Origin of the sequence: Clostridium tertium, from assembly GCF_902652255.1 — a bacterium.
Taxonomy (GTDB): domain Bacteria; phylum Bacillota; class Clostridia; order Clostridiales; family Clostridiaceae; genus Clostridium; species Clostridium tertium_A.
Genome location: NZ_CACRTO010000037.1, coordinates 1 through 26,713, shown reverse-complemented (window position 1 = coordinate 26,713; position 26,713 = coordinate 1). Strand labels below are relative to the sequence as shown.

The 26,713-nt window shown below is 27.2% G+C and carries 20 protein-coding genes; 5 read left to right on the top strand and 15 right to left on the bottom strand.

Features of this window, described 5'->3' with window-relative positions; translation table 11 throughout:
* Positions 1 to 59: 59 nt before the first annotated feature.
* Both GPX08_RS12255 and GPX08_RS12250 read left to right on the top strand, forming a co-directional pair.
* Positions 60 to 1,724, top strand: a complete 1,665-nt coding sequence (locus GPX08_RS12255) for a glutamine--tRNA ligase/YqeY domain fusion protein (protein ID WP_156627091.1) — start codon at positions 60 to 62, stop codon at positions 1,722 to 1,724.
* A 307-nt stretch (positions 1,725 to 2,031) separates the two neighbouring features.
* Positions 2,032 to 2,634 carry a DUF445 family protein gene (locus GPX08_RS12250; RefSeq protein ID WP_156627090.1) on the top strand — a complete coding sequence of 201 codons (603 nt, stop codon included), beginning with the start codon at positions 2,032 to 2,034 and terminating at the stop codon, positions 2,632 to 2,634.
* 112 nt (positions 2,635 to 2,746) lie between these two features.
* Here the strand turns inward: GPX08_RS12250 and GPX08_RS12245 are convergent, their stop codons facing one another.
* The 5 genes from GPX08_RS12245 to GPX08_RS12225 form a co-directional block, all read right to left on the bottom strand.
* Entirely contained in the window at positions 2,747 to 4,198 is a 1,452-nt protein-coding gene (locus GPX08_RS12245) for a DUF4179 domain-containing protein (RefSeq protein ID WP_156627089.1), read from the bottom strand.
* 2 nt (positions 4,199 to 4,200) lie between these two features.
* Complete coding sequence (locus GPX08_RS12240; protein ID WP_156627088.1) at positions 4,201 to 4,761, bottom strand: sigma-70 family RNA polymerase sigma factor; 561 nt, start codon at positions 4,759 to 4,761, stop codon at positions 4,201 to 4,203.
* Positions 4,762 to 4,903: 142 nt separating this feature from the next.
* Entirely contained in the window at positions 4,904 to 5,362 is a 459-nt protein-coding gene (locus GPX08_RS12235; RefSeq protein ID WP_156627087.1) for a GNAT family N-acetyltransferase, read from the bottom strand.
* A gap of 1 nt (position 5,363) precedes the next feature.
* Positions 5,364 to 6,398 (bottom strand): ribosome small subunit-dependent GTPase A, encoded by a 1,035-nt coding sequence (rsgA, locus tag GPX08_RS12230; protein WP_156627086.1) that lies wholly within the window; start codon positions 6,396 to 6,398, stop codon positions 5,364 to 5,366.
* 352 nt (positions 6,399 to 6,750) lie between these two features.
* Positions 6,751 to 6,933 carry a MarR family transcriptional regulator gene (locus GPX08_RS12225; protein ID WP_136006385.1) on the bottom strand — a complete coding sequence of 61 codons (183 nt, stop codon included), beginning with the start codon at positions 6,931 to 6,933 and terminating at the stop codon, positions 6,751 to 6,753.
* Positions 6,934 to 7,180: 247 nt separating this feature from the next.
* Here GPX08_RS12225 and GPX08_RS12220 point away from each other — a divergent pair, with 247 nt between their 5' ends.
* Positions 7,181 to 7,513 carry a DUF3784 domain-containing protein gene (locus GPX08_RS12220; protein ID WP_156627085.1) on the top strand — a complete coding sequence of 111 codons (333 nt, stop codon included), beginning with the start codon at positions 7,181 to 7,183 and terminating at the stop codon, positions 7,511 to 7,513.
* A gap of 281 nt (positions 7,514 to 7,794) precedes the next feature.
* Here GPX08_RS12220 and GPX08_RS12215 read toward each other — a convergent pair whose 3' ends face one another.
* Together GPX08_RS12215 and GPX08_RS12210 are read right to left on the bottom strand one after the other, a co-directional pair.
* The gene (locus tag GPX08_RS12215) at positions 7,795 to 9,456 is read right to left on the bottom strand and encodes a glutamate--tRNA ligase (RefSeq protein ID WP_156627084.1); all 1,662 of its coding nucleotides are present in this window, start codon (positions 9,454 to 9,456) and stop codon (positions 7,795 to 7,797) included.
* Positions 9,457 to 10,294: 838 nt separating this feature from the next.
* Entirely contained in the window at positions 10,295 to 13,921 is a 3,627-nt protein-coding gene (locus GPX08_RS12210) for a DUF5011 domain-containing protein (protein WP_156627083.1), read from the bottom strand.
* Positions 13,922 to 14,290: 369 nt separating this feature from the next.
* Here GPX08_RS12210 and GPX08_RS12205 point away from each other — a divergent pair, with 369 nt between their 5' ends.
* Positions 14,291 to 15,481, top strand: coding sequence for a beta-hexosaminidase (locus GPX08_RS12205; protein WP_156627082.1), 1,191 nt, complete (start codon positions 14,291 to 14,293; stop codon positions 15,479 to 15,481).
* A 224-nt stretch (positions 15,482 to 15,705) separates the two neighbouring features.
* Here the strand turns inward: GPX08_RS12205 and GPX08_RS12200 are convergent, their stop codons facing one another.
* From GPX08_RS12200 to GPX08_RS12170, 7 genes are all read right to left on the bottom strand, one after another.
* Positions 15,706 to 17,556 carry a DUF4173 domain-containing protein gene (locus GPX08_RS12200; protein WP_156627081.1) on the bottom strand — a complete coding sequence of 617 codons (1,851 nt, stop codon included), beginning with the start codon at positions 17,554 to 17,556 and terminating at the stop codon, positions 15,706 to 15,708.
* Positions 17,557 to 17,568: 12 nt separating this feature from the next.
* Positions 17,569 to 17,775 carry a helix-turn-helix domain-containing protein gene (locus GPX08_RS12195; protein ID WP_156627080.1) on the bottom strand — a complete coding sequence of 69 codons (207 nt, stop codon included), beginning with the start codon at positions 17,773 to 17,775 and terminating at the stop codon, positions 17,569 to 17,571.
* 13 nt (positions 17,776 to 17,788) lie between these two features.
* Positions 17,789 to 18,283 (bottom strand): DUF2975 domain-containing protein, encoded by a 495-nt coding sequence (locus GPX08_RS12190; protein ID WP_156627079.1) that lies wholly within the window; start codon positions 18,281 to 18,283, stop codon positions 17,789 to 17,791.
* A gap of 213 nt (positions 18,284 to 18,496) precedes the next feature.
* On the bottom strand, positions 18,497 to 19,273 hold the full coding sequence (locus GPX08_RS12185) for an ATP-binding cassette domain-containing protein (RefSeq protein WP_156627078.1): 777 nt from the start codon (positions 19,271 to 19,273) through the stop codon (positions 18,497 to 18,499).
* A gap of 9 nt (positions 19,274 to 19,282) precedes the next feature.
* Positions 19,283 to 20,821, bottom strand: coding sequence for an ABC transporter permease subunit (locus GPX08_RS12180; protein ID WP_156627077.1), 1,539 nt, complete (start codon positions 20,819 to 20,821; stop codon positions 19,283 to 19,285).
* A gap of 627 nt (positions 20,822 to 21,448) precedes the next feature.
* Positions 21,449 to 22,633, bottom strand: coding sequence for a pentapeptide repeat-containing protein (locus GPX08_RS12175; RefSeq protein ID WP_156627076.1), 1,185 nt, complete (start codon positions 22,631 to 22,633; stop codon positions 21,449 to 21,451).
* A 51-nt stretch (positions 22,634 to 22,684) separates the two neighbouring features.
* Positions 22,685 to 24,079, bottom strand: coding sequence for an aminotransferase class I/II-fold pyridoxal phosphate-dependent enzyme (locus GPX08_RS12170; protein ID WP_156627075.1), 1,395 nt, complete (start codon positions 24,077 to 24,079; stop codon positions 22,685 to 22,687).
* A 120-nt stretch (positions 24,080 to 24,199) separates the two neighbouring features.
* On the opposite strand from GPX08_RS12170, the gene alr reads away from it, so the two are divergent.
* Positions 24,200 to 25,357 (top strand): alanine racemase, encoded by a 1,158-nt coding sequence (alr, locus tag GPX08_RS12165; RefSeq protein ID WP_156627074.1) that lies wholly within the window; start codon positions 24,200 to 24,202, stop codon positions 25,355 to 25,357.
* A gap of 170 nt (positions 25,358 to 25,527) precedes the next feature.
* On the opposite strand, the gene GPX08_RS12160 is transcribed toward alr, so the two are convergent.
* Positions 25,528 to 26,391, bottom strand: coding sequence for a hypothetical protein (locus GPX08_RS12160; protein ID WP_156627073.1), 864 nt, complete (start codon positions 26,389 to 26,391; stop codon positions 25,528 to 25,530).
* Between the last annotated feature and the right edge of the window lie 322 nt (positions 26,392 to 26,713).

Below are 26,713 nucleotides of genomic sequence, written 5' to 3'. Positions count from 1 at the left end.
GTAAAAAATAGTATATAACTATATATAAGAATAAAAAGTTTTATAGGAGAGGTACTAATATGTCAAATGAAAATATATCATCTAACTTTATAAGAAATATAGTAATTGAAGACTTAGATAGTAAAAAGCATGATGAAATAATCACTCGTTTCCCACCTGAACCAAATGGATATTTACATATAGGTCATGCTAAATCAATAGTATTAAACTCAGGTCTTGCTGAAGAATTTAAAGGAAAGTTCAATTTAAGATTTGATGATACAAACCCAATTAAAGAAGATACAGAATATGTTGAGTCAATAAAAGAAGATGTTAAGTGGCTTGGTGGAAACTGGGATAATCTTTATTTTGCTTCTGATTATTTCGATATCATGTATGATAAAGCAAAATTACTAATCAAAAAGGGCTTAGCTTATGTTTGTGATTTAAATGCTGAGGAAATAAAAGAATATAGAGGAACTTTAACTGAACCTGGAAAGGAAAGTCCTTACAGAAATAGATCAGTTGAAGAAAACCTTGATTTATTAGAAAGAATGAAAAATGGTGAATTTAAAGATGGAGAAAAAGTGCTAAGAGCAAAAATAGATATGTCTTCTCCAAATATAAATATGAGAGATCCAATTGTTTATAGAATTGCTCATGCTACTCACCACAATACAGGAGACAAGTGGTGCATATATCCTATGTATGACTTTGCACACCCTCTTGAAGATGCAATTGAAGGTATAACTCATTCAATATGTACTTTAGAATTTGAAGATCATAGACCTCTTTATGATTGGTTTGTAAAAGAATGTGAAATGGAAAGTACTCCAAGACAAATAGAATTTGCAAGACTTAATATGACTAATACTGTTATGAGTAAGAGAAAGCTTAAACAATTAGTTGATGAGAAAGTAGTAGATGGATGGGACGATCCAAGAATGCCTACTGTATCTGGATTAAGAAGAAGAGGATATACTCCTGAAGCTATTAGAAACTTCTGCACAGCAATAGGGGTATCAAAAGCTAATTCTCTTGTAGATTCACAAATGCTTGAATACTTTATAAGAGAAGATTTACAACTTAAAGCAAATACAGCTATGGCTATTATGAGACCTTTAAAGGTTGTTATAACTAATTATCCAGAAGGTCAAACAGAAATGCTAACTGTTTCAAACAATGCTAAAAATGAAGAAGCAGGAACTAGAGAAGTTCCATTCTCAAGAGAGATATATGTAGAGCAAGAAGACTTTATGGAAGAACCAGTTAAAAAGTACTTTAGATTATTCCCTGGTAATGAAGTAAGATTAATTGGAGCTTACTTTATTAAATGTAATGATGTAATTAAAGATGAAAATGGTAATGTAGTTGAATTACATTGTACTTATGATCCTGAAACTAAGAGTGGTTCTGGCTTCACTGGAAGAAAAGTTAAAGGAACTATTCACTGGGTAGATGCAAAAACTGCAAAACCAGCTGAATTTAGACTATATGAACCTTTAATATTAGATGATGCTGAAGAAAATGAAGGTAAGCATTTCTTAGAACAAATAAATCCTAACTCACTAGAAGTGTTAGAAGGATATATAGAAGAAACTACTGCTAAGATTGCAAAACCACAGGATAAATTCCAATTAGTTAGAAATGGATTCTTCAATGTAGATCCTAAATATACTACTGATGATAAATTAGTATTTAATAGAATAGTATCACTAAAAAGCTCATTCAAGATTAATAAGTAATAAAATGCTAGCATTTTATTAATGAAAGAATGAAAAAATTAAAGAATGAAAGGCTCTTAAATAGAAATCTTTACAGATTTTATTTAAGATTATCTTTAGAATAAAGGAGGTTTTGCATTGCAAAACCTCCTTTATTCATTCCTTTCACTTTTTCATCACTAAATTCTTAACTACATATTACAAAAGAAAATACAACTTCATCTTTGTACTAATTAGTCAATTTTTCTATTGAAATAATTCTCTTTTGATTATAAAATAATCTATGAGTTTTATAAGGTAATTATAATTGCTTATGTAGGAGGAACTTATGGATAAACTTATAACTATTTTAATATTAACTGTTGTTGGTGGACTTATTGGTTGGATAACTAATATATTAGCTATAAAACTTTTATTTAGACCAATTACACCTATTAGAATTCCAATTTTAAATTTTGAAATACTAGGATTAATTCCTAAGAGAAAAAAAGAAATTGCTGCAAATATTGGTGAAGTAATTTCTAATGAACTTCTTTCAATGGATGATATATTAGAGCAAGCATTAAATAATTCAAATGGTGAAAATTTCAATTCTTACATAATAGAAAAAATTAAAGCTATTATAAATGAAAAGCTAAATATTATTCCTATGCCCTTTAGAATGATGGCTTCTCCTTATATTGATGAAATATTAAATAAGGAAGTTCCTAGTGCACTTAGTGAAATTACTGCTGATTTATTAATTAAGGCTAAAGAAAATGTTAATATTCAAGCAATTGTTGAAGAAAAGATAAATGAATTAGATTTGGAGAAACTTGAAGATATAATAATTAAAGTTGCTAAAAAAGAACTAAAACATATTGAAATCCTAGGTCTTGTACTTGGCTCTATTATTGGAGTTCTTCAAGGAATTTTAGTAATATTTCTTTAGATAAAATATTGTTTTTTTCTAAATAGAAAGAGCTGTCACATTAGTAATTTAAAATTACTCTGTGACAGCTCTTTAAGTTTAATACTATACTTTATTCATTATTTTATAATCCTTAGTTTTTAGATAAATCAATAGTTATTCTTTCATTTTCTAAGACTTTTATATCTCTATTAGGCGCTGCTATATAATAATCCTTATTCTTATCTAATGCAGGTAATGTTAAAGTAAAATTATATCCATCGTCTAATCCATTAAATTTAGTATTCTTAATTTCTATATCAGTTGTTCCTTTATACCATTCGTATTCTTGACCTTTATTTGAATTATTATATTTATCTAATTTCTCTTCATCCCAAATTGAAATATTAATGTCTTCCAAAGTTCTTAAATACTTTTTAGCTTTTAAATTTACTACTGTTTTATCTTCTTGGAAATCAATATTATTTATAATATATTCTTCTGAGTTTGATTCTATTAATGTCTCTTTATCTTTATTTATTTTTTCTATAGTATATTTTACATTTTCAATTGTATTATTAACAATAGACATACGATTACTATTACTAATAATAGGTATAAGAGTTATTGATTTGGTCTCTTCTGATATCTCATCAAATCTAAATATACTAGTCCCTATTAATAATTTTTTCGCTTTAAAAACACTAGAAAACTCCATACCCTTATTATTTAATGGAATCCCCTTATCATCCAATGCTATAAATTCAAAGTTATACTCTTTAAGATAATCACCTTGATAATATTTATTTGCTTTACTATGCTCATTATATACATCAACATATACAACAGTATTTAACTTACTTTTTATTACCTCTTTAACTTTAAATGATTCTTCACCATATTTAATATCTTTATTTATAGTATAGACTTCTTTTCCCATATCCTTAGAATCTATAGAAAATTTAAAATCTAACTTTTTAGGATAATATCCAACCCAGTTTCCATATAAATCATTAACTATAAATTCTATTTTAGCTTTATCAGGTAACTTATCATTAGTAAATGAATAAGACGCCAATCCTACGTAAGTATTATCATCTATGAATTCTCCATTGTTTTCTTCATTATCATATTGAATCCCCTTAAATCCACTTCTTATTATAGGAAATACTATTGGTTTATCATCAAATCCACTTTCTGACTTTAGTTCATATGCTATAGCAAGCTCTACCCCATCATAGTAAATATTATTAATTGTCATAGTAGTATCTTTATATTTTTTAGTAATATCTACATCTTTAGAACCTTTTACATACTTATCTCCAATTCCTATAGCCTCATTAATTTCTTTAAATGTAGGTCCTATCACTGGTAAACTTTCTGCATAGGCTGGCATAAACATATTAAATGTTAATAAACATATAATTAATCCAGCCACTAAACCAGATACTTTACTTAATCTACTTTTTCTTTTAACCTTTCTATCTGGTAATTTATTTAATGTATTTAATACATTCTTTTTTAATCTCTCTGGGGCTTGTATATTTTCTTGCTTTGCTTTATGTTTCAAAATTTCATTAAATTTATCTTCATTATAATTATTCATGACTATCCCTCACTCATAATATTATATATTTTTTCTCTAGACCTACTTAACCTTGACTTAACTGTTCCCTTTGCTATCTTCAAAAGGCCACTTATCTCATCAATAGACATATCATTAAAATAAAATAACCATGTAGTTAGTCTTAAATCATCACTTAAAGAGTCAATTGCTTTAATTAGATCTAAATCCTTATATTTGTCTTCATAGTTCATATCTGTTTGTAGGTCTTCCATATATATAAACTTCTTATTTCTTCGTATTATATTATTACATTCATTTATCAAAATTCTTGTTATCCAAGTCTTAAAGTACTCCTGATTTTTTAAATATGGAATCTTTTCATAAGCCTTAACTATGGTATTTTGAAAGGCATCTTCAATATCATACTCACTATTTAATATCCCTCTAGCAACAATATATAAGGACTTCATATTTTCCTCAATTAAACTATTAAAGGCTTCTTTATCTCCATTTATAGCTAGTGTAACCTTGCTATCTTTATTCTCTATTCCCTTGTATCTCTTACTCCGCAAACCTATAGGTATTATGCTTGAAGTGTTCATTACCTCTCTCCTTCCCCATCTAACATAGCTATGTGAACTCATCTTCACTTAATTAGACGTTTATCTTAAATCAAAGGTTCCATACATTTCAAATATTTTTCGTTACTATAAAAAAGAGTTGCATAAGCAACTCTTCATAACACTATTTAATATCTTCTAATTTAAATAATAATTCTTCTTCTAAGTTTTTTCCTGTATCCTTAAATCCAAGGCTTTCATAAAGGCTTCTTGCTATATTATTCTTTGGATCAAAGGAAATATAGATATCCTTGCAATCCTCATTCTTCTTCATCTCTTCAATTATTTTTCTTAAAGAAATTCTTCCAAATCCATTGCCTTGGTATTTATGATCTATCATAAACCTACATATCTCATAAAAATCATACTCATTGCAATATCCATACATAGTAAATCCAATCATTAAGTCTTCGTTATATATTGCTTTTACAATCCAACCCTCTTGAATTTTTGATTGTGCAATAGAAAAAGCATTTGAAGCAACGAATTCTTCAAAAACATAATGTTTTCCCTCTTTGTTAGTAGTTAAGAGTGCACATTCTAATAAATTCTCTTCATTAATATCTTTTAAATATATACTCATCTTATCTCTTCCCCCTAATTATGCTCTTTACTCTTTGTTTCTCTTGCTGCATAGACTTTTTTAAATTATACTCTTCTTCTCTTTTGAGCTTCTTATATCTCTCTAATCTATCTAAGTCTAATTCTCCCTTTTCAATTGCTTCTCTTACTGCACATTTTGGTTCATTTTTATGAGTACAATCTGAAAATTTACATTGGCTTTCTAATTCTTCAATATTACTAAATGATTTATCAACATCAGCAGACATTAGCCCAAGTTCTCTCATTCCAGGGGTATCTATTATTATACCGCCCTCTTCTAATACAAATAATTCTCTATGAGTAGTTGTATGTCTTCCCTTGTCATTTTCATCTACTGAATTAGTCTTTAATATATCTTTATTTAATATCTTATTTATTAAAGTGGATTTGCCTACTCCTGATGAGCCTATAAAGGCTATGGTTATTCCACTTTTTATATATTCTTTAACTTTTTCATATCCATTTTCATTAAAACTTGAAGTTACTAATATTTCTATTCCTATAGCAACTTCCTTGACCTCTTTAAGTCTTTCATCTATATCTTCACATAAATCTGACTTAGTTAATACTATTACTGGTATTGCCATGCTATCCCATGCAACAGCTATATATCTTTCAAGTCTATTAATATTAAAATCATTATTTAAAGCTGTACATATAAATATATAATCAATATTTGCAGCAACAATTTGTCTATCATATCTACTTCCTGCAATCTTCCTTGAAAAATAACTTTTCCTAGACAATACCTTATGAATTATAGCATCTCCATTTTTATTATCTGCTCTATCTAATAATACCCAATCTCCTACTACAGGATAATCTAAAGTATTATTTGAAGAATATGATAATTTACCAGATACCCTTGCAAGTAATTCTCCCTCCTCAGTAAATACTTTATAAATATCCTTGTATTGTACTGATACTCTTCCTAAATAAAAATCATCATTATAGATACTTGCCTCTTTAATGTATCCTTCATTTAATCCTAATTCTAGTAAGTTTTTATTATTCATTTTTCCTCCCGAAACATAAGTTATTGGGAAGGATATTAAATTACTCTATACTGTAGTCACCTTCCCATAAACAACAATATAGTTTCTGTTAATTCTTACTAAACTCATCATAAAACATCACATCCTTTCAGATAATTAATGGTTAAATTTGTATAAACCACTATAATTATAATATAACAATATTAACTTTTTTCATACAATTATTTGTAAATAATTTATAAAAAAGGAGATAAATATTATATTCTGTGTGAACTTAAACTTCTTCCAAGTCACCGTAATATAATATCTATCTCCTTATACATTGAAAGTATTAAATTTTCATTTTTAATTAGAGCTGTCTAAGCAGCTCCTTCTAGTCTCTCTTTATTTGCCAATAGCATCTCTTAGGTGAATAAATCTTTTCTTCCTTTTTAAGCTTATCCATTACCTTAGATACTTCTTTTTTGTCTATGCCTGTTTTTTCTGCAACTGCAGTGGCATTCATTGGTTCATCATTCTTTTCAAAACAGTCTAATACAACGTTATAGTTCTCCATGTATTCATCTCCTTTAAATATTTTCTTAACTATTCTACATAATAAGTCTAACCAATTTCAACTATTATATAAAAATTTTTATTATATAAATTTTTATTTAATGTATTATGATTATATAAAAATAGATCTTTTAAAACTGAATAGTGTTGTATTTACAAAATATGTTATAATTGGATCATAATCATATTTTGATATTTTTATTAAGAATAAATATAACATAAGAATAATAAAATCATGGAGGTTCTATATGAGAAGTGTAGATATATATGGTCTAATTATAATTACATTACTTGTTGGAGGACTACTTACCTTCTTAGGATGGATAATTAAAAGTCAAAATGCAGGAGATATGCTAAATGGATTTGATGCAAAAAAATACGATAAAGATACAGTATCAAGGATAGTAGGGAGAGATATGTTTAATACTGGGATATTAGTTATCTTTGTAGGAGGTATTGGACTTTTTCTAACTAGTAAATTTTATAATTATATAACTTTTGCACAAATTGCTATTGTAATACTAGGAATTATTAAAAGTATGTATGATATGGATAAAAAATGTACGATAAAAAAAGATTGAAATATAAAATAATTCAAAAAACATCCCCTGTTAATCTAAAGATTATAAGGTATTTTTTAATATTAAATTTAAAATATTGTACATTAATATATTTTCGAAAGGAGGTAGTTCTATGGAAGAAGTCGCAAATTTAGTTTCTATTAAAGTATCACCTCTATTTATTGGAGTAGGATTTATAATTGTTATAGCATTAGGTATCGCTATCTATATGAAAAAAAGAAATGCAGATTACTCTTAAAATATTCAGAATTAATAAAGGTCGTTTTACAACGACCTTTATTTTATAAATTTAAAAATGCTTCAAATCTAGCTCTTACTTTATCTTCACCTAATATTTGCATAATAGTATAAAGATCAGGAGTATTGCTTCTATGAGATAGTGCAGCTCTTACAGCACCAGCAACATCAGAAATCATTCCCTTAAATGCATCTGGGTTTGCTTTATATTCTTTTCTATTTGCACAATATCCAAGTTCTGTTCCAATAGCCTTTAAATCTTCAAACCAAGCTTCTTGACTACCTGCATTAAAGTTAAATTTATCTTTATATACTTTTATTACTTCTTTTGCATTTTCTAAAGTTAAAGTCTTTGGAAGTTCAACATTTTCTGATGTTTCTTTATTAAATAATTCATCAAAGAAATAATCAACCTTTCCTCTTACTTCATCCCATTTAGCAAAGTCTTTTCTTGGCTTTGGACCTTCTTTGTCTATGTTGAAGATTTCCTTAGACATTTTTTCATTTGCAGTTACTAAGTCATACATTTCCTTATCGAATTCCTTAGCCCAAGCTGTATAGTAATCATATACTACATCAGCTTTCATCTTACAGATAACTTCTTTACTTACATCATTTAATTTAACTATATCAAATAATGCTCCTGATTTACTCATCTTATCTAAAGCTACTTGGAATTCATGATAATCTGTAGTTGGATTTTCAGCTCTCCAATCTTCAAAAGTAGAATTTATAATATTTAATAAGTATTCAATTACTGATACCATTGGATATCCAACTTCTTTATAGTATGAAACTGCGGCTTCAGCATCTTTTCTCTTTGATAATTTTCTCTTAGAACCATTATCATTCTTCATTATAGTTGGAATATGAGCATAGTTTGGTCTTTCTAAACCTAATACATCAAATAATTGAACGTGTATTGGTAATGAAGATAACCATTCTTCTCCTCTTATAACGTGAGTTGTTCTCATTAAAGCATCATCTATAGCATGAGCAAAGTGATAAGTTGGAAGTCCATCACCCTTTATTATAACTATATCTTGATTATTTTCTGGGAAGCTTATATCTCCCTTTATTAAATCATGGAATTCTACTCTATTCTCTATATTTCCTGGTGACTTAAATCTAATTATGTAGGCATCTCCATTATTTATCTTTTCCATAGCCTCTTCTGGAGTTAAATTTCTATCCTTAGCATATTCTCCATAATATCCTGGAGTTATTTTAGCTGCAGTTTGTCTTTCTCTAAGTTCTGCAAGCTCTTCTGGTGTATCAAAAGCTGGATATGCTAATCCCTTTTTAATTAAATCCTTAGCAAAGGCTCTGTATATATCAGCTCTTTCACTTTGTCTATATGGACCATATTCACCTTTAGAAGTGTCATTTCCAGTCATTCCTTCATTAAAATCCATTCCAAAGTTATGCATAGTTTGAATAGTATCTTCTATAGCACCTTGAACTTCTCTTTTTTGGTCAGTATCTTCTATTCTTAAATAGAAAACTCCATCAGTTTGACTAGCAATTCTTTCATTTATTAACGCAGCAAAAACTCCTCCTATATGTTGGAATCCTGTTGGTGATGGAGCATATCTAGATACTACAGCACCTTCTTTTAAATTTCTCTTTGGATACATTTTAATATAATCTTCTGGAGTCTTATCTACATTTGGAAATATTAAATCCGCTAATTTTTCTAAACTCATTTTTTTCTATCCTTTCTTAACTAAATATTTATCCGATGGCTACCATTGCTAATACTCCCATATTCTCAAAGTGGGAGCTAAGCATTGCTATGCGCCTGGATTAGTTCTTCTAACCTTCAGATGGATTAGGCATCCTGCACTCTTTGAAAGTGATTCACACAAAATACAAGATTTTGGTTCTCTACTTTTTAAGAAAACTCCATCTGAAGCTAAGAATCACTTTATTTGCAAAATAAAAAAGTCTTCAATCCTAAAGACCTTAGGACGAAAGACAAGTTTTCCGCGTTACCACCTAAGTTGATTAATATAAATTAATCCACTCTTTCTTTATAAGGGAAGAATCCCACGTGCCGTTAGACAATTACCGATTAATAATTAAGAATTAGCAATTATTGATGTAACCCCTTTGGAATTACTTACAAATTGTTTTAAACTTCTATGGAAGTCTTCTTCTTATTATTAATATTACATTACATGACAGCATCATAGCTCCGGAGCTTCTTTCTATAGGTTTAGCTTCCAGGATTTCACCCTCCCTAGATCTCTTTTAAACTAAATTTCTATATACTCTTCTCTTTCAATGCCTTTATTTTTATTATCAGTAACATTATAACTTTACATTTCCCCTTTGTAAATAATTTATACTTTTTATTTTATATATCATTTTTTATATAAGCATTATAAGTAAAAAACTTGTCCTATTTATAACAATATAATGTTTCTATTTAATTTTTTCTATCACTCATTATATGTATAAGAAAAAGGAGAAAAATACTATTCCCTCCTTTTTGTTATTAAATTAATTATCTAATTTAAATAACTTCTAAATATTTTTAATTTAAATAGTTAGTAATTTTTTCAACTTTTCTAATACAGAAGTATTTACTCCTCCACCAGCTTGGAATATTATATTTGTAGTTTTACTTTTTAATACTGCTTCTTGTCCTGTACTTAAACTCTTTTGTGCAAGTACAACAGGAATATTTTTCTTTGCTGCAAGTGGTCCTACTGCTAACGCATCTACTAAATCTAAATCTTTAGCTATTACAACGCCTTTTAAAGTAGTCTCTGGATAAAACTTCTTTATTACATTTGCATTAGTTTCATTCCTATTTTTACCATCAATTCTATTACCTGATACATTTTTTGAAACTATACCATTTATTTGATCTATAACTTTATTTGATATAACTCCTGTTCCACCTATAAAATATGCATCTGTTAATCTTTTGCTTTTTAAGTAATTGAAAGTATTTGAATCTACACTCTCTTTTGATGTAAGTATTATTGGTGATTTATCTCTACCAGCTACAGATGATATTGATAATGAATCAGGTTCACCATTACCAGCACCTACATATATCTTTTTTATTGGTACTATAGCATCAAGTTCCTTAGCTATATTTAAGGAAGTTTCATATCTATTTTTACCACCTATTCTTTTAACCGACATATTTTTATTTATGTTTTTTAATTCATTTATTACTGATTCATTAACAGCTCCTGTTCCTCCAATAACTATTATCTTAGAAGGATTTAATCTTTTTATCTCATCTACTGTTGTTTTTGATATACTTCTATTTCCAGATAATAATACAGGTGCATCTAGTGCAGTAGCTAATGGCGTTGCTGTAAGACCATCTACTAAATGTTCATCATATCCATTTACTAATAAAATAGTATTTGCTGAGTTCCAACCCTCTTTAGATATTTTGGTCGCTGTTTCAAACCTATCTTTTCCTATTAAATCCCTTTTAGTTATAGTATTGGCCTCAACTGTTATTACTCTTGTCTTAGTAACACTATTGTTGTTACTATCTGTTACTTTATATGTTACATTATGTTTTCCTATCGGAAGAGTACTTAAATTAGTACTTGGAAATACTATCTTCCCTGTTAAATTTCCATCTTCATGATCCTTAGCCCCTACTCCAAATCTTAGGTCTGCAGTTTGACCTTTCTTTATTGTTATATTAATTAATCCTGATATTGTTGGCAGTTGATTAGTTACTGTTATTATTCTAGTTACTTTAGTAGTATTACCATCTGTATCTTTTACTGTATAAGTTATTGTAGAATTTGTGTTTTTTCCTGGAGATGGCTTACTTATTTTTCCACTTACAGTAATCTTTAAATTTTTATCGTGATCATCTGTTACTGTTATACCTTTAAGTAAGTCAAATTTATCTACCTCTCCAATTTTTATCTTTGTGTTATTAGCTCCATTTATTTTAGGTGCATTATTAGAATCTACAGTTACTGTTATTTTCTTTGTAACTTTATTTTTGTCTTTATCTATTACTTTATAAATTACTGTATATTTACCTTCTGCTGGATTAGATACCTGTAATCCTCCCATACTTTCTACAGTGATATCAGATTTTTTATTACCATCTTCATAATCTGTAGCATTTAATCCTATTCTTGAGTCTGTTAGTAAATTTATTGATTTACCTTTTCTTATAGTTACATCATTTGCAACTATCTCTGGTAATCTATTCGTTACTGTTATATTTCTATATATTGTTGTAGTATTATTATCAGTATCAGTTACTTGATATGTTAGTGTATACTTTTCAATTTTCCCTGCTGATGGCTTACCTACATTACCAGTTACTATTATTGAATTTTTATCTATAGTATCTTTATCATCACTTACTGTTATTCCTGTTAACTTATGCTTTGAATTAAATTCATCAACTTCACTAATTTTCAGCTCTATATCTTTTGCTCCTTCTATTACTGGAGGGCTTGAATTTTGAAGTTGTCCAATTTTAACTTTTTTTGATATATCTTTCCCATCCTTATGAATAACTTTTAAAGTAATCTCTCCTGAAAAACCAGTATTATAAATATTTACTATTACACCATCTTCATATAAGTATATCTCAAAGTCAGAATCACTTTCATTATTAACAGTATCTAAAATAGTACCATCAGGTTTTGTAAGAGTTGCAGAAAATTCATTCCACTCTTCTCCAAATGGAGTATATACATCATCTTTTTCATTAATATATTTAATTGGATATAAATACTCTACGCTATAATCTGGATTTAAAATTTCATCATTTTCATTTCCAGTCCATTGAAACTTCTTAAAGATTTCTTTATTACTAATAGCAGTCCAAGTAGTACGTGATGAATTGTTATGATTTTTCTCTAGTTTATACTTAGATTGAGAATACTCTGGCTCTATTACAAAGTCACCAGTTGCATTTTCTTTTGCTTTAATATATGTATGATTATCTTTTAAAGGCTCTTTGTTAATACTATTATAACTATTTAACTTTGTAACGCCTTTAACATCACCGCTTATATCAATAACTTGATTATCACTTAAAAATATAGTTCCACCTAATACAGAGTTATTTTTTGAAGTATCTCCAACAAAATCACCTGTAACTACTAGATTATTACCAAGTTCTCTAGAATCTAATATAGCACCGCTACTTACTGTAAGATCATTTATAATTAAATCTTTAACATTATTTCTAAGAATTACTTCTGAATTTTTTTCTAAAGTTAAATTTCTTATTCCATTAAATGATGCATCTCGAATTTTTGTATTCTCTTTTACATTCACATCAACCTTACCATTATGGTTCTTAGTATCAATTACTGAACTTTTCCCCTTATTGTAGATGTTAATTACAACATCTCCATTATGTTTATTTTTTATTCCCCCAGTATAAATAGTATTCCCAATTACTTTTCCATTAATATTAAGTTCCACTGGATAGTTTCTTTCTACCCAATAATCTCCTGCATATATTTCTGCAAATTCCGTTCCTGAATTTGGGTTTATAACATTAAGAACTGCCTTATTTCCTGTCTCTCCTCCCTCAAAAAATGTTCCTCCACTAATATATGGACGATAATCTCTATGGAAAGAACTGCTACTATTTGTTGTATCTACATTATCAAGGGTTAACTTATGTCCTGCAAGGTAAATAGATCTACCACTTCTAAACTTAGTACCTTCATCTATCTCATCTTGAGGTAATCCACTATCAGGGACCCCTGGCATTAGTTCATTAGATGCCCAAAATTCCATTCTTATATTTTTAAAAGTAACATCTGCCGCTAATTGTATCGGGGCTCTTGTGATAAATGAGTTGGATTGTCCATCAAAAGTTACTTCTTTATCTATAATTATGGGACGATATAATAAATTTGGTGCTTCATCATACTTCCAATATTTAATTTGCCCTACTAACTTAATTGTGCCTCCTGCAGTAACATTTTTAAGAGCTGTTTTAATGTTTCTATACGGATTTTTTTCCGTCCCGTCACCTGCACTTTCGTTTCCTTGCCCCTCAATAAGAAATACCACACTTTTTTCTTTTATTCCATCTACATTACTTTTGTCTACTGCATATGTACTTACTGCTGTATTAAAGATAAAAATTAACACACATAAAAATGCTATTAAAGACTTTTTAGATTTCCTCATTTTTTCCTCCATACTTTAAAATTATATATGTTAAGTCACATTAATATTAGCTTGTAAAACCTTTGAAATACAATAAGTTTATTCCACGTTGTTACATACTCCAAGAAAGATTAACAAACTTATATAATATGACAAAAAGTCAGATTCTCAATATAATTTAAACTATTTTTATATAAAAAACAACATATTTTAATATTAATACGAGTATAATATAGCATAATTTTTCTTGATTTTAAATTAATATATTTATGTAGATATTTATACCTACATAAGTTTGAACTATAGTATTTATTATTCTAATACTTTTCACTATATACTGTTTACATCTTACAATAAGTGGTAATATTAAAAATAAAGATTACTTTTTATTTGGAGGTATCTATGAAAAAATTTATATTAATAATACTTTTTCTTGTTATATCACTATTTTCAGGTTATTTAATCGGAAAATTTATAAATAAAACTATCACTGAAAATAATAACAATACAAGTTCTACAGCAAATAATTTAGAGGAAAATAATGAAGAATCTAATTATGTGGATAAAGAAACCAACATAAATAAAATCTTAGAAGAAAAAGCTAATAAAATTCTAGAATCTATGTCCTTGGAAGAAAAAGTGGGACAAATGTTTCTTATTAGATGTAATAGAGATACTGCTATTGAAGATATTAATCTGTATAAGGTTAGTGGTTTTATATTATTTGATGAAAATATTAATAACGAAACTAAAGAAAGTTTATCTAATACCATTAAAACTTATCAAGAAAACTCATTAATAAATATGATTATCGCTGTTGATGAAGAAGGCGGAACTGTCAATAGACTAAGCTGGTATCCAGCATTTAGATCTGTTCCATTTTACTCACCACAAGACCTCTATAACGAAGGTGGTTTCCCATTAATTATAAGTGACACAAAAGAAAAAGCAACTCTTTTAAAGTCCCTTGGTATTAATATGAATTTAGCTCCAGTTGCTGATATTTCAACTGATCCTAATGATTATATTTATTCTAGGACCTTCGGAAAAGATGCAGAAGAAACTGCTGAATATATTAGAACCGTAATTAAAACTATGAAAGAAAATAAAATAGGTTCAACTTTAAAACATTTCCCTGGTTATGGTAATAACTTAGACACTCATTCAGATCTTTCAATAGATACTAAAAGTTATGATAGCTTTTTAACTAATGACTTTATTCCTTTTAAAGCTGGTATAGATGAAGGCGCTGATAGCATTTTAGTTTCTCATAATATTATAAATTCTATTGATGAAAATCTTCCAGCTTCTCTCTCTAAAGAAGTCCATAATGTTATTAGAGATGAATTGAATTTTGATGGGGTAATAATGACAGATGACTTACAGATGAGTGCTATTAAGAACTATTATGGAGAAGGTAATTCTGCAATTTTAGCAGTAAATTCAGGTAATGATTTAATTATCTCTTCCGATTATATCACTCAGATTCCTACTGTAATTGATGCTGTTAAAAATGGAGAAATAAAAGAAGAAGTCATAGATAAAGCAGTCTTAAGAGTATTAAAGCTAAAATTAAAGTTAGAAATACTGTAGAGAAACAGCTCTACATTAGCAGGCGTAATTAAGCTAATCATACTATTCTCTTTTATTCTATATATTAATCTGTAAATGATATTCTGTATATAAAAAAATATTCGTTACTTTATTATTGAATTATACTTTTTAAAATAGGCTACCTTTGTAGTATAATCCCTGTCAAGTAGACAGGGACAATACTAAAGGTAGCCTAATATTTTTTATATTTAAAATAAACATTTTTATTTCAATACATTATTATTAAAATAGTTATACTCATACCAACGCTCAATTGCTACTCTCTTATTTGCCCAGTAATTATAATATTCACTACTTACTAATCCTTTTTCTCTTCCTTCATCAATGGCTTCTTTAGCATCTAAGGATAAGGTTGATATATACCATAAATCAATTTCAGCTCTTGTATTAATAAGCTTTAGATTTTCCTTAGCTATAAAATTATCTATATTAATGTAATTTAAAACTAAATATATTGCCACTGCTGAAACAACAATAGGTTTAAATAAAAGTTTTTCCCTCCAAATGAAAACTAGTAGTAGTAATAAAGCTATACATAAAAATAGTGTAAATGCTTGAACTAATATTCTAAGTCTAGTGTATCCAAATTCTCCAATATAAAGATTCATCTTGTATATTGCAGCTACGCCCATATTCATAGTTAATAATGTAATAACACTATATATTATATTTAAGAAATTATTAGATTTAGAATTTTTTACATCTGTTTTAACTTTAATAGATATTATCATAATTAAATTTATCACTACTAAAAATACTAATTGAAAGAAACCCTTTCTTGCATATTCAGAGAAAGTAACTCCAAATGGTAAGGCTTTATTTAAATATAGATAAGATACTTGAATCTTAGTAAATACCAAATAAATTAATATTATTGATACTAGTATTGTACTTATTGTCGTTGAATTAAATGTTCTATTAAAAGTTTTATTATTTACATTAGCTACTTTAACTGAGGCTAAAGAGTAATATAAGCCATAAGTTAAGAACATAATCACTAAAGCTATAATTACTCTAACTATAAAGTCATAAATATTATTTATATTAATATAATCCCATATATTAGATAGATAATAACTAAATACTTCATCTGCACCTGAAAGTATCATTAATAAAACTATCACTAATGGAATTGAAATCAGAATTCCATTAATTATATGCTTCATATTCTTACTCTTTTTTTCTCCATCAGCTTTACTAAATTTTTCTTTAAACTCAAAGGAAAGCTTTGAAGTATTTTCAAAAGATTTACCTACTATAATTTCTAAAAATGCAATAATAAAAGTAACTAGTTTAAATGGTAGATTTTCATAAGTTAGTAATAAAAATCCTGAGAATAAATTAATTGGTATAACTATTAAATTTAAAAATCTAAATAACTCATTTGTAAAAATCCCATAAGTTATTGACAGTACTAAACTAGATAAAACTAAGAAGAATCCTAAATAGCTTTTATTTCTTACACCTACAACTGTAAAGAATATTGCAATCATTAATACTGTAATTATTGCTATTGATATTCCAAAGTAGTTAAATAGAAATATTGATAAAAGTACTCCTACAAATAGGGATAAAACAATTAAGTTAATAGCCTTATTGCTTTTCATTCTTCCCTTTTCTAATTCTAATAAAGGTCTCCTCACTCTATAATTGGTTCTTATATTGTAGACTTTTTCTAATAACTCAATTGCATGTGTTCTATAGTTAATTGATTTGCACTTAATAACTACAGATCTTAAGAGTTCTTCCTCAAATCTATTTATTTTACTTATATCGAAAGGTTCTAATACTAAGCCTTCATTAATGATACTCACCTCAGAATTTGAAGCATCTACAAAAACTAAATTAATATTATATCCTTCAATATTAAAAGTTTTATCATACTTTATTAATTTTGAAGTTCCTACAGAAATATTATCTTTTGTCCATCTCTCTAAACATTTTTCAGTGGTTTCATCTTCCTTCATTACTATAACTGGTATTCTATTTTTTTCTCTTTTAAGTAATAAAATTTTATCACCTTTCATTAAAACTAAAGAAACAGCATTAACCATATTACACCTCCATTATTTTTCTATATATTCTAATATATCGCCGGGTTGACAGTTTAGCTCTCTGCAAATTGCTTCTAAGGTTGAGAACCTAACAGCCTTTGCCTTGTTAGTCTTTAATATTGATAGATTAGCATTTGTAATTCCAACTAGTTCTGATAGTTCATTTAATGATATTTTTCTCTTGGCCATCATAACATCTAAGTTTACTACTATTCCCATACTTCTCTCCTTATCATATAGTTAAATCATTATCTTCTTTAAATGATACTGCTTTATCAAAGACTTTAGCCAGAATATAGATGAAAGCTGCAGCAAATAGAAATATAAATGCCTCCATATCTGTATGAATTCCCATATTATCTACATAGATAAACTTAAACTCTTTAAGATTTGAATTAAGTAATAAATTAATTAAATAGCAAATTGCTATTAATAAGGATGATAGTGATATCATTTTAAATGAATCAACATTAGATCTAACAAAGGGATCACCATTTATTAGTGTTTTTATTATTCCTTTTAATTTGAAAACTATAAAAAATAAATTGCTTATACCTACTACTAATAATATTATTACTATGCTCTTATTTATTAATATATTTTGTATCTCTCTATTTATGAAAGTATTGTAAATCATTATAATCGTAAGTAAAATTCCAAAAATAATACTGACATTAAGTATAATACTTAATATCTTTGATAAAAATTTCTCATCTTTAATTTCCATAATAATCCTCCTATCTTTTTTCTATATTACCACTATAATTAATCTTTTACAAGATATTTTTATTGAAAAACAATAAATTATTATTGAGATAATAATTTATTAAATATTAAATAAGGGGGTTGTCTCAAAGACAACTCCCTTATACTATAAATCTTCTTTAATATTTTTTATTTATTTATAAATTTCAATTGTTAGATAGTATCTTTATCTAAATCAATAAATTAATTTGGACTCTTCTTCATCAGAAAAATTATACATTTTCCTTTCTCTTGATACTAATGCCTCTACAAAATCTGTTGCTGGATTTTTCAATATTTCTTTTGGTTCTGAATATTGCTCTATTTTTCCACAATTCATAACAAGAATCTTTGTCCCAAGCTTAATAGCTTCTGAAATATCATGAGTAACAAATACTATTGTTATCCCTGTTTTATTATGAATTTTTGCAATTTCCTCTTGTAACTGCCCTCTAGTAATTTCATCTACTGCTCCAAAAGGTTCATCCATTAAAAGAATATCTGGTGATGCTGCTAAAGATCTAGCTATACCTACTCTTTGTTGCTGACCGCCTGAAAGCTCATCAGGATATCTATTAAGCATATCCACCTCTAACCCAACTATATTCATCCACTTTTTAACAGCTTCCTTAGTTTTCTCTTTATTTTTCTTATTTAATAAGTTAGGGACATAAGCTATATTTTCTTCCACTGTCATATGAGGAAATAAAACACTTCCTTGAATTGCATAACCTATATTTCTACGAAGATCTATAATATCTGCATCTTCTATATTATTATCTCTAATAAAAACCTTCCCTGCTTCAGGTTTAATTAACCCATTGATCATCTTTAATATGGTAGTTTTTCCAGAGCCAGAGCTACCTATTATCGTTAAAAACTCACCCTTATTAATTGATAGATTAAATCCTTCTACAATTATTTTCTCTCCATAACTTTTCTTTATATCATCAAATCTAATTATTTCTTCCATTTCAACCCCCTATTTTATAATTCCTTTATCTAAAATAAACTTTTCAGCAACATCTTCTGGAGATTTTCCATCTGTTTCAACTTGATAATTAAGATCAGCCATTGTTTTATCATCTAATATTCCTTCTAGACTATTTAGGACTTTATCTAATTCTGGGTAATTATCTAATATTTCTGATCTCACAACCATCACAGCCATAGCAGAAGAAAAGAATTGCTTATCATCTTCTAAAACTACAACATCAGAAACTGAAAGTTGTCCATCTGTTGTAAAAATGTTCATTACATCTACCTTTCCTTCATTTATAGCAGAATATTTTAGACCAATATCTAAATCTACTGTGCTTTTAAAGTTGAATCCGTAAGTTTCTGCAAAACTGTTATATCCATCTGGTCTTTCATAAAAATCATATTCAGCACCAAATATAAGCTTGTCAGATACTTTTGCTAGATCAGAATATGTTTTTAAATTATACTTTTTAGCTATATCTTTTTTAACTGCTAGCCCATAAGAATCATTAAACCCAAAGTTGCCTGTCCAAACAAAGTTATACTTTTCTAAATACTCTTTTTTTAATTCTTCATACATAGATTCATCATATACTCCGTCATGTTTTAAAACCATGTTCCAACCAGTTGAAGTATATTCTGGATACATATCAAATTCCTTATTTTCCATTCCAGGCATAATATTAGATGTTCCACCACCTACGCCTTGAATTATATTCACATTTAAATCAGTTTTATCCTCTATTACCAGCTTAAGCATAGCACCTATTATATACTGCTCTGTCATAGGCTTTGTAGCAATATTAATAGTTTCATTATCACCTTTTCTAGTTAGTACTTTTCCAACTAATGAAATAACTATAACAACTATTAGTCCTAATGCTATCCATTTTAATTTTTTATTTTTTCTAATATTCTTTTTAGATAATTTTGTTAATAAACTTAAAATCAAATCTACTACTATAGCTAAAATTGCAATAAGTAAGCTTCCAGCTATAGTTAATGCTGCATTATTAGTAGTTATTCCTCTATAAATAGCAACTCCAAGACCCCCTGCTCCGATAAATGAAGCAATACCTGCTAATGCAATAGTCATAGTTGCCATACTACGTAGGCCTGTCATAATAACTGGCATAGCTAAAGGAAGTTTAATTTTATATAGTATTTGAAAATTAGTACTTCCCATTCCTTTTGCAGCTTCTAATACCCTATTATCGATATTAGTTATACCTGTATGAGTATTACGTACCATTGGTAATAATGCATAAACTGTCAATGCTATAATTGCAGTAGTATTCCCTATACCAGATAGTGGAATTAGAAAACCTAATAAGGATATTGATGGAATTGTATAAACAAAGTTTATTATTCCAAGAACTAATTTAGAACTTTTCTCATACTCACTAATTAAAACTCCTATAATTAACCCAATAACCGTTGCAATAGTTATAGATATTATAGATATCTCTAGATGCTCTAATAAAAGATTTATAAAAAATTCTTTCTTATCAACTAATTGTAAAATAACATCTTTAATCATTTATAAATTTACTCCTAAACTCAACTATATCAGTAGTTGCAATTGTAATATTTCTTAGTTTCCTAAGACCATATATATTTTCTATATTCATCATCTTACCTCATTTCTTAATTTAAAATTTCTTTTAAATTTTATGCTTATAGTTATAATATAATGCTATACCTTATATCCCCATTTGTTAAGTACGCACTTTTAAGTGTCATAGTTTCATAAATGATACCAATGTAGTAAAAGCCAAGCATTTTATTAATTGAAGAATGAAAAAATTAAAAAATGAAAGAATGCCTATAAAAAATTCTTACAGATTTTTTTATAATAAAACCTTTAAAACAAAAGAGGTTTTGCAGTGCAAAACCTCTTTCTTTCATTATTTCATTTTAAATATCTAATTACTAGCAAATATCATTATTTAATGTATTTATAAAGTGAAGTAATATTTTTATTTAACATACACACTCAGCAATAATTCTTAAAATTCAGTTTACCTGAATGTCTTCCTTTAGTAGGTTGCATCCACAAGTTTAAATTATTCAAGGAAGTTTTAACATATTGTGCATAAGCCGACTTGAAGCGTATCACTGAGACCGAGCATATTATGTTAAAAACTCCTGCTCAATTTAAAACAATTTATCTTACTATTTTCTTAACTAAAGCACCTATTCCAACTCCCATCATCAATACTCCAAGTAACATCTCTATATTACTTAGCATATAAGATGCTGGTGAAGGCTGTGCCTCATTTAACCCAACTCCTGCAAACATTCCAACACTTAAATTTAAAGATTCATTATATACTGTTAAAAGTTCTCTGAAACTAATTTTATACAAATCATAAAAATTGACTATACTATCATTAAGTACTATTCCAAATAGTAGGTATAAAATTGAAAATATTAGTATAATACCTAATGAAAAATAAACTGCATATATTGGCCTTTCACCATACCCACAACTTAATAATCCAATAGTTGAAGAAATTTTAGGCATTGGTTTAAGCACATTTCTTTGAACCTTCCTACATAAAAAGTAGTACTCTCCAAAATTATTAGTCAAGTTATTTTCTTTAAATTTATCTGCAATATTCTCATATATAGTATATACACCTTCGTACTCATCTCTATCTTTTTTCTTTAATTCAATCTTATCAAAAAAGGCCTTTTCATCTAATTTACTTTTATCTTTATCCTTAAATTCTAAATCCTTTATATATGTATCTAACAATTTAAATCCTGATAAATTTGAATCAGTTATAAATATCTTATCAATATTTGAATTTATTATTATTCCACTACTAACATCACATAAATCAAATGTAGTATCTTTAATCTCACAGTTATCAAAAATAATAAACTCTAGGCTAGATAAAAAGAACCTTGCATATATCTTGCAATTAATAAAATCACAGGATAAATTATCTTCTATATTTAAGTTAGGTTTATCTTCACTTTCTTTTTTTACAAAGGAGCAATCTTCAAATAAGGCTCCACCACCTATGAAATCACAATCAATAAAAGTACATCCAACAAACTTACATCTTAAAAATTTAATATTGGAAAATATACATTTATTAAAGGAAGCACAAACTATGTCTAGATCTGCAATCTCTTCAAACTCTTCCTCCCACTTAGGATGGCCACCTCCAAAAACAATTTCATTATGCTTCTTATAGCTATACTTCTCATTAGGTGAATATAATTTCGATATTGTTTTACTAGATGAGATGCTATTAATGAGTTTTTCATTATTCTCTCGTCTTGTATATAATTGATCTATCGCTACTTCTTTTTCTTCTTTAAAATTAATATAAGCCATGAAATTACTTCCTTTATCAGTTATTCTTCTAATATTATCTCCAATTTTTTTTTATAAATTCCATGCTTTTTTTAATATTATTATTGCCTCTCCCATTTCTTCATTACTCAAACTAGCATACCCTAAAAAGACAGTACTAGTTTCCTTAGTAGCATTAATATAGGAATTTGATAAACCTAATATCCTTATTTTATTTTCTTCTGCCTTCTTAATTAATTCTTTTTCACTCATTCCGTTATTAATTTTTAGTAGTAAATGCAATCCTGAATTAGTGCCTATAATTTCAGTATTAGAAAAATATCTATTAATAAGCTGAACTAAAAACTCTCTCTTTTTCTTATATAAATTCCTCATTTTATTCAAATGCCTCTCAAAGTATCCCTCTTCAATGAATTTAAATAAAGCCTGTTGTGTAGTTCTAGAAACTGTACATGCTAAAAAGCTAAAATCTCTTCTATATATTTTCATAAGTTCTTCTGGTAATACCAAATAAGCTATTCTTATAGAAGGTGAAAAACATTTCGAAAATGTTCCTAAATAAATAACTCTCCCATTAGAGTCCAAACTTTGAAGTGCTGGAATCGGCCTTCCTTCAAATCTAAACTCACTATCATAGTCATCCTCTATAATATATCTTCTATCATCTCTATTTGCCCAAGATAATAATTGCATTCTTCTATTTATAGGCATTATTATTCCTGTAGGAAATTGATGTGATGGAGTTATATGAAGGACTTCAACCTTTGAATTATCTAAATCAGTTATACTGATTCCTTGATTATCTAAGCTTATTCCTTTTGGATAAATACCATTGATATTTAAAATTTTTCTTACTTTATAATATCCCGGTTCTTCAACCCCATAAACTTTATTTCTTCCTAATAAGTTAATCAATAACTGAATTAAATACTCACTACCTGCACCTACCACAATATTATCTGCTGTTGAATTTACTCCTCTTGAGAATCTTAAATAATTAGAAATTGTTTCCCTTAAGTTTTTATCCCCTTGAGAATGTCCAATTTGAAGTAAATTTTTATTTTCTTCACTAATTATTTCTTTATTTATTCTCTTCCATATAGCATGAGGGAAACTATCTAAATCTACTCTACTTGAGAAAAACTCATATTTATATTCCTTTTTATTCTTTTTTATAATAGATTCTTTTTCCTTTATTGATTCCGTGTTAATAACATTCTCAATCTCAGAAACAAAATACCCCTTCTTAGGTAAAGAAATAATATATCCCTCTATTATTAATTGTTCATAAGCTGCTTCAATAGTATTTTGACTTATTTCTAGATGCTTTGATAACTTTCTTTTTGAGGGTAATTTACTATTAGCTTGTAAGTTACCCACTTCAATTTCTTTCTTAAAATAATTATAAAGTTGAATATATAATGGAACATTACTATTAGTTTCAAAAGATATTGTTATAAAATCCATAAGCCCTCCAAACTGACACCATTAACTTTCTTAAAACTGACACTTATCAAAGTCTCAGTATATGTATATAATAATATCAATGGTGTTATTATAAAGTCAATTATAGTTAGGAGAATAATTATGGATTTATTACACCCAATTTGGGCTGAGATTAATTTAGATAATTTAATAAATAATATAAAAGAAATTAAGAGACAATCTAAGAACAGCGAAGTAATCGGAGTTGTAAAAGCTAATGCTTATGGTCATGGTGCTGCTCAAGTATCTAAAACTCTTTTAGAAAATGGTATTAACAAACTAGCAGTAGCTAATATTATTGAGGCTATAGAACTTAGAGACAATAACATTAAAGCTCCAATTATGCTTCTTGGAATTAGTGAAAACTATGCTATTGACTCAATAATTAATTATGAAGTTGAACCAACTATATCTTCATTAAACTTTGCAAAAGAACTTAATAATAGGGCTATAAGTTTAAATAAAATAGTTAATGTTCATATAGCCATTGATTCAGGTATGGGTAGAATTGGTTTTAGAAACACTGAAGCCGATATTAATGATATTATTGAAATTTCAAAATTAAGTAATTTAAATATAGAAAGTATTTTCTCGCACTTTTCAACTGCTGACTCAATTGATAAGTCTTATTCTGATTATCAAATTGAAGTATATAACAATATAATGTCAGCTATAGAGGAAAGAGGATTAAAAATAAATAAGAAGAACCTATCTAATAGCGCAGCAATTATTGATTTACAAAAGAGCCACTATGATTACGTTAGACCAGGTATTATTCAATATGGATATTATCCTTCAAGTGAAGTTAATATGTCTAACTTAAAAATCAAGCCTGTACTAACATGGAAAACTAGAATAGTCCATTTAAAAGAAGTAGATGCAAATGAATTTATAGGTTATGGTAAAACTTTTAAGACTACTAGAAAAACTAAAATAGCAACACTTCCAGTAGGATATGCAGATGGGTATTCAAGAGCCTTATCTAACAAAGGTAAAGTAATCATAAATGGTCAGCTTGCTCCTATCATAGGAACTGTTTGTATGGATCAATTTATGGTAGATGTAACTGATATTAAAGATGTTAAAGCCTTTGATGAAGTAATTCTTCTTGGGGAATCAGGAAAAGTAAAATTTGATGCAGAAGATATGGCAGAGATTATTGGAACAATAAGCTATGAAGTTCTATGCCTAATTGGTAGAAGAGCTCCTAGAGTTTATATAAAGGATTATAAAATAAAAGAAATTAACTACCTTATGTAGTTCTAGATAAATAATAATTATAAAATAAGCTGTCTTTTAGACAGCTTATTTCATTAACTCTTTAATAACAAGATTAGCTGTCTTTTCAATTTCATTAATAAGATCATCCTTACTTGTATACTCTTTCATTTCAGACTCCCTTTACTCTTCTCATTTCTTAATTTTTTATTTTATAAATATTTATTTCTTTTAAAATATATAATTTCAACTACTATAAGTCCTAATGTCAAAACAATAGTTAACGTAAATCCATAACTATTGTTTAATAAAGGCATACTTTGAAAGTTCATTCCAAATATTCCTGATACAATAGTTAATGGAAGCGATAGAACTGTTAATATAGTTAAAAGCTGCATTGTTTTATTCATTTTATTAGATAGTTCAGAATTATAAATATCTATACATGAAAAAATTGACGATTCAATATTTTCAACTAGACTTAAAGTATTATCTAAAACTAACAACGCCTTATTGTATGAATCTAAGTTGCTAAGTTCATCATCTAAGTATGTTATCATGGATTTATAATAAGTAGTAAATCTCTTTATAAGAGATACAGATTTTTTAATTTCTAATATTTCTTTATTATCTACTTCCCCATTATAAACTGCATCTTGAAATAACTCGTCCACTCTTTCTTCTATAGATAATAGCTCTTCATTATATACATAAGAAAAATATTGAAATATAAAAAGACTTAATATATATTTATTAATATTTTTATGTAAAGATATCTTTTCTTGTAAAAATTCAATTAACATATCATTTTCATAGTTAATAATAAATTTTTCTTTATCAATTACTCCATCGATAACTCTTTTTTCTCCATTATCTAAAATTGGTATTCTTAATAAGATCATATCTTTATTCTTAATAATTATATCCTTATGAATGTTATTAAATTGTTTTTCATTCACTATTTCAATATTATTAGTATTATATAAATAACCAACTACATCTTCTAAATTTTCATTTATAGAATCATCAGTAACTATATTCCCATTTTTTAAAATTAAAGTTGCCATTTTACTCATCCCTTATATTAATTATAATAAATAAAAAACTATATCCTATTTCTCATTTATCTAGTCAATTACATTTTATTATTTAGAAATATTATACTTTTATTTCAAATATTTATCAATTTTAATTATTATCTTACGTTTGCAACAAATAATATAAAGTTTAAATTAATTATAAAAGCTGCCATAAAGGCAGCTTTTATAATATCAGTTTGTTGATAAACCCCCTGTTAAAAAACAGAGGGTTTTCTATATTGTATGTGCGTAATATTGCATATTTAAAATATTAGTATAAATAATCATAATATAATCTAAAAATAGCAAAGATAGTCTT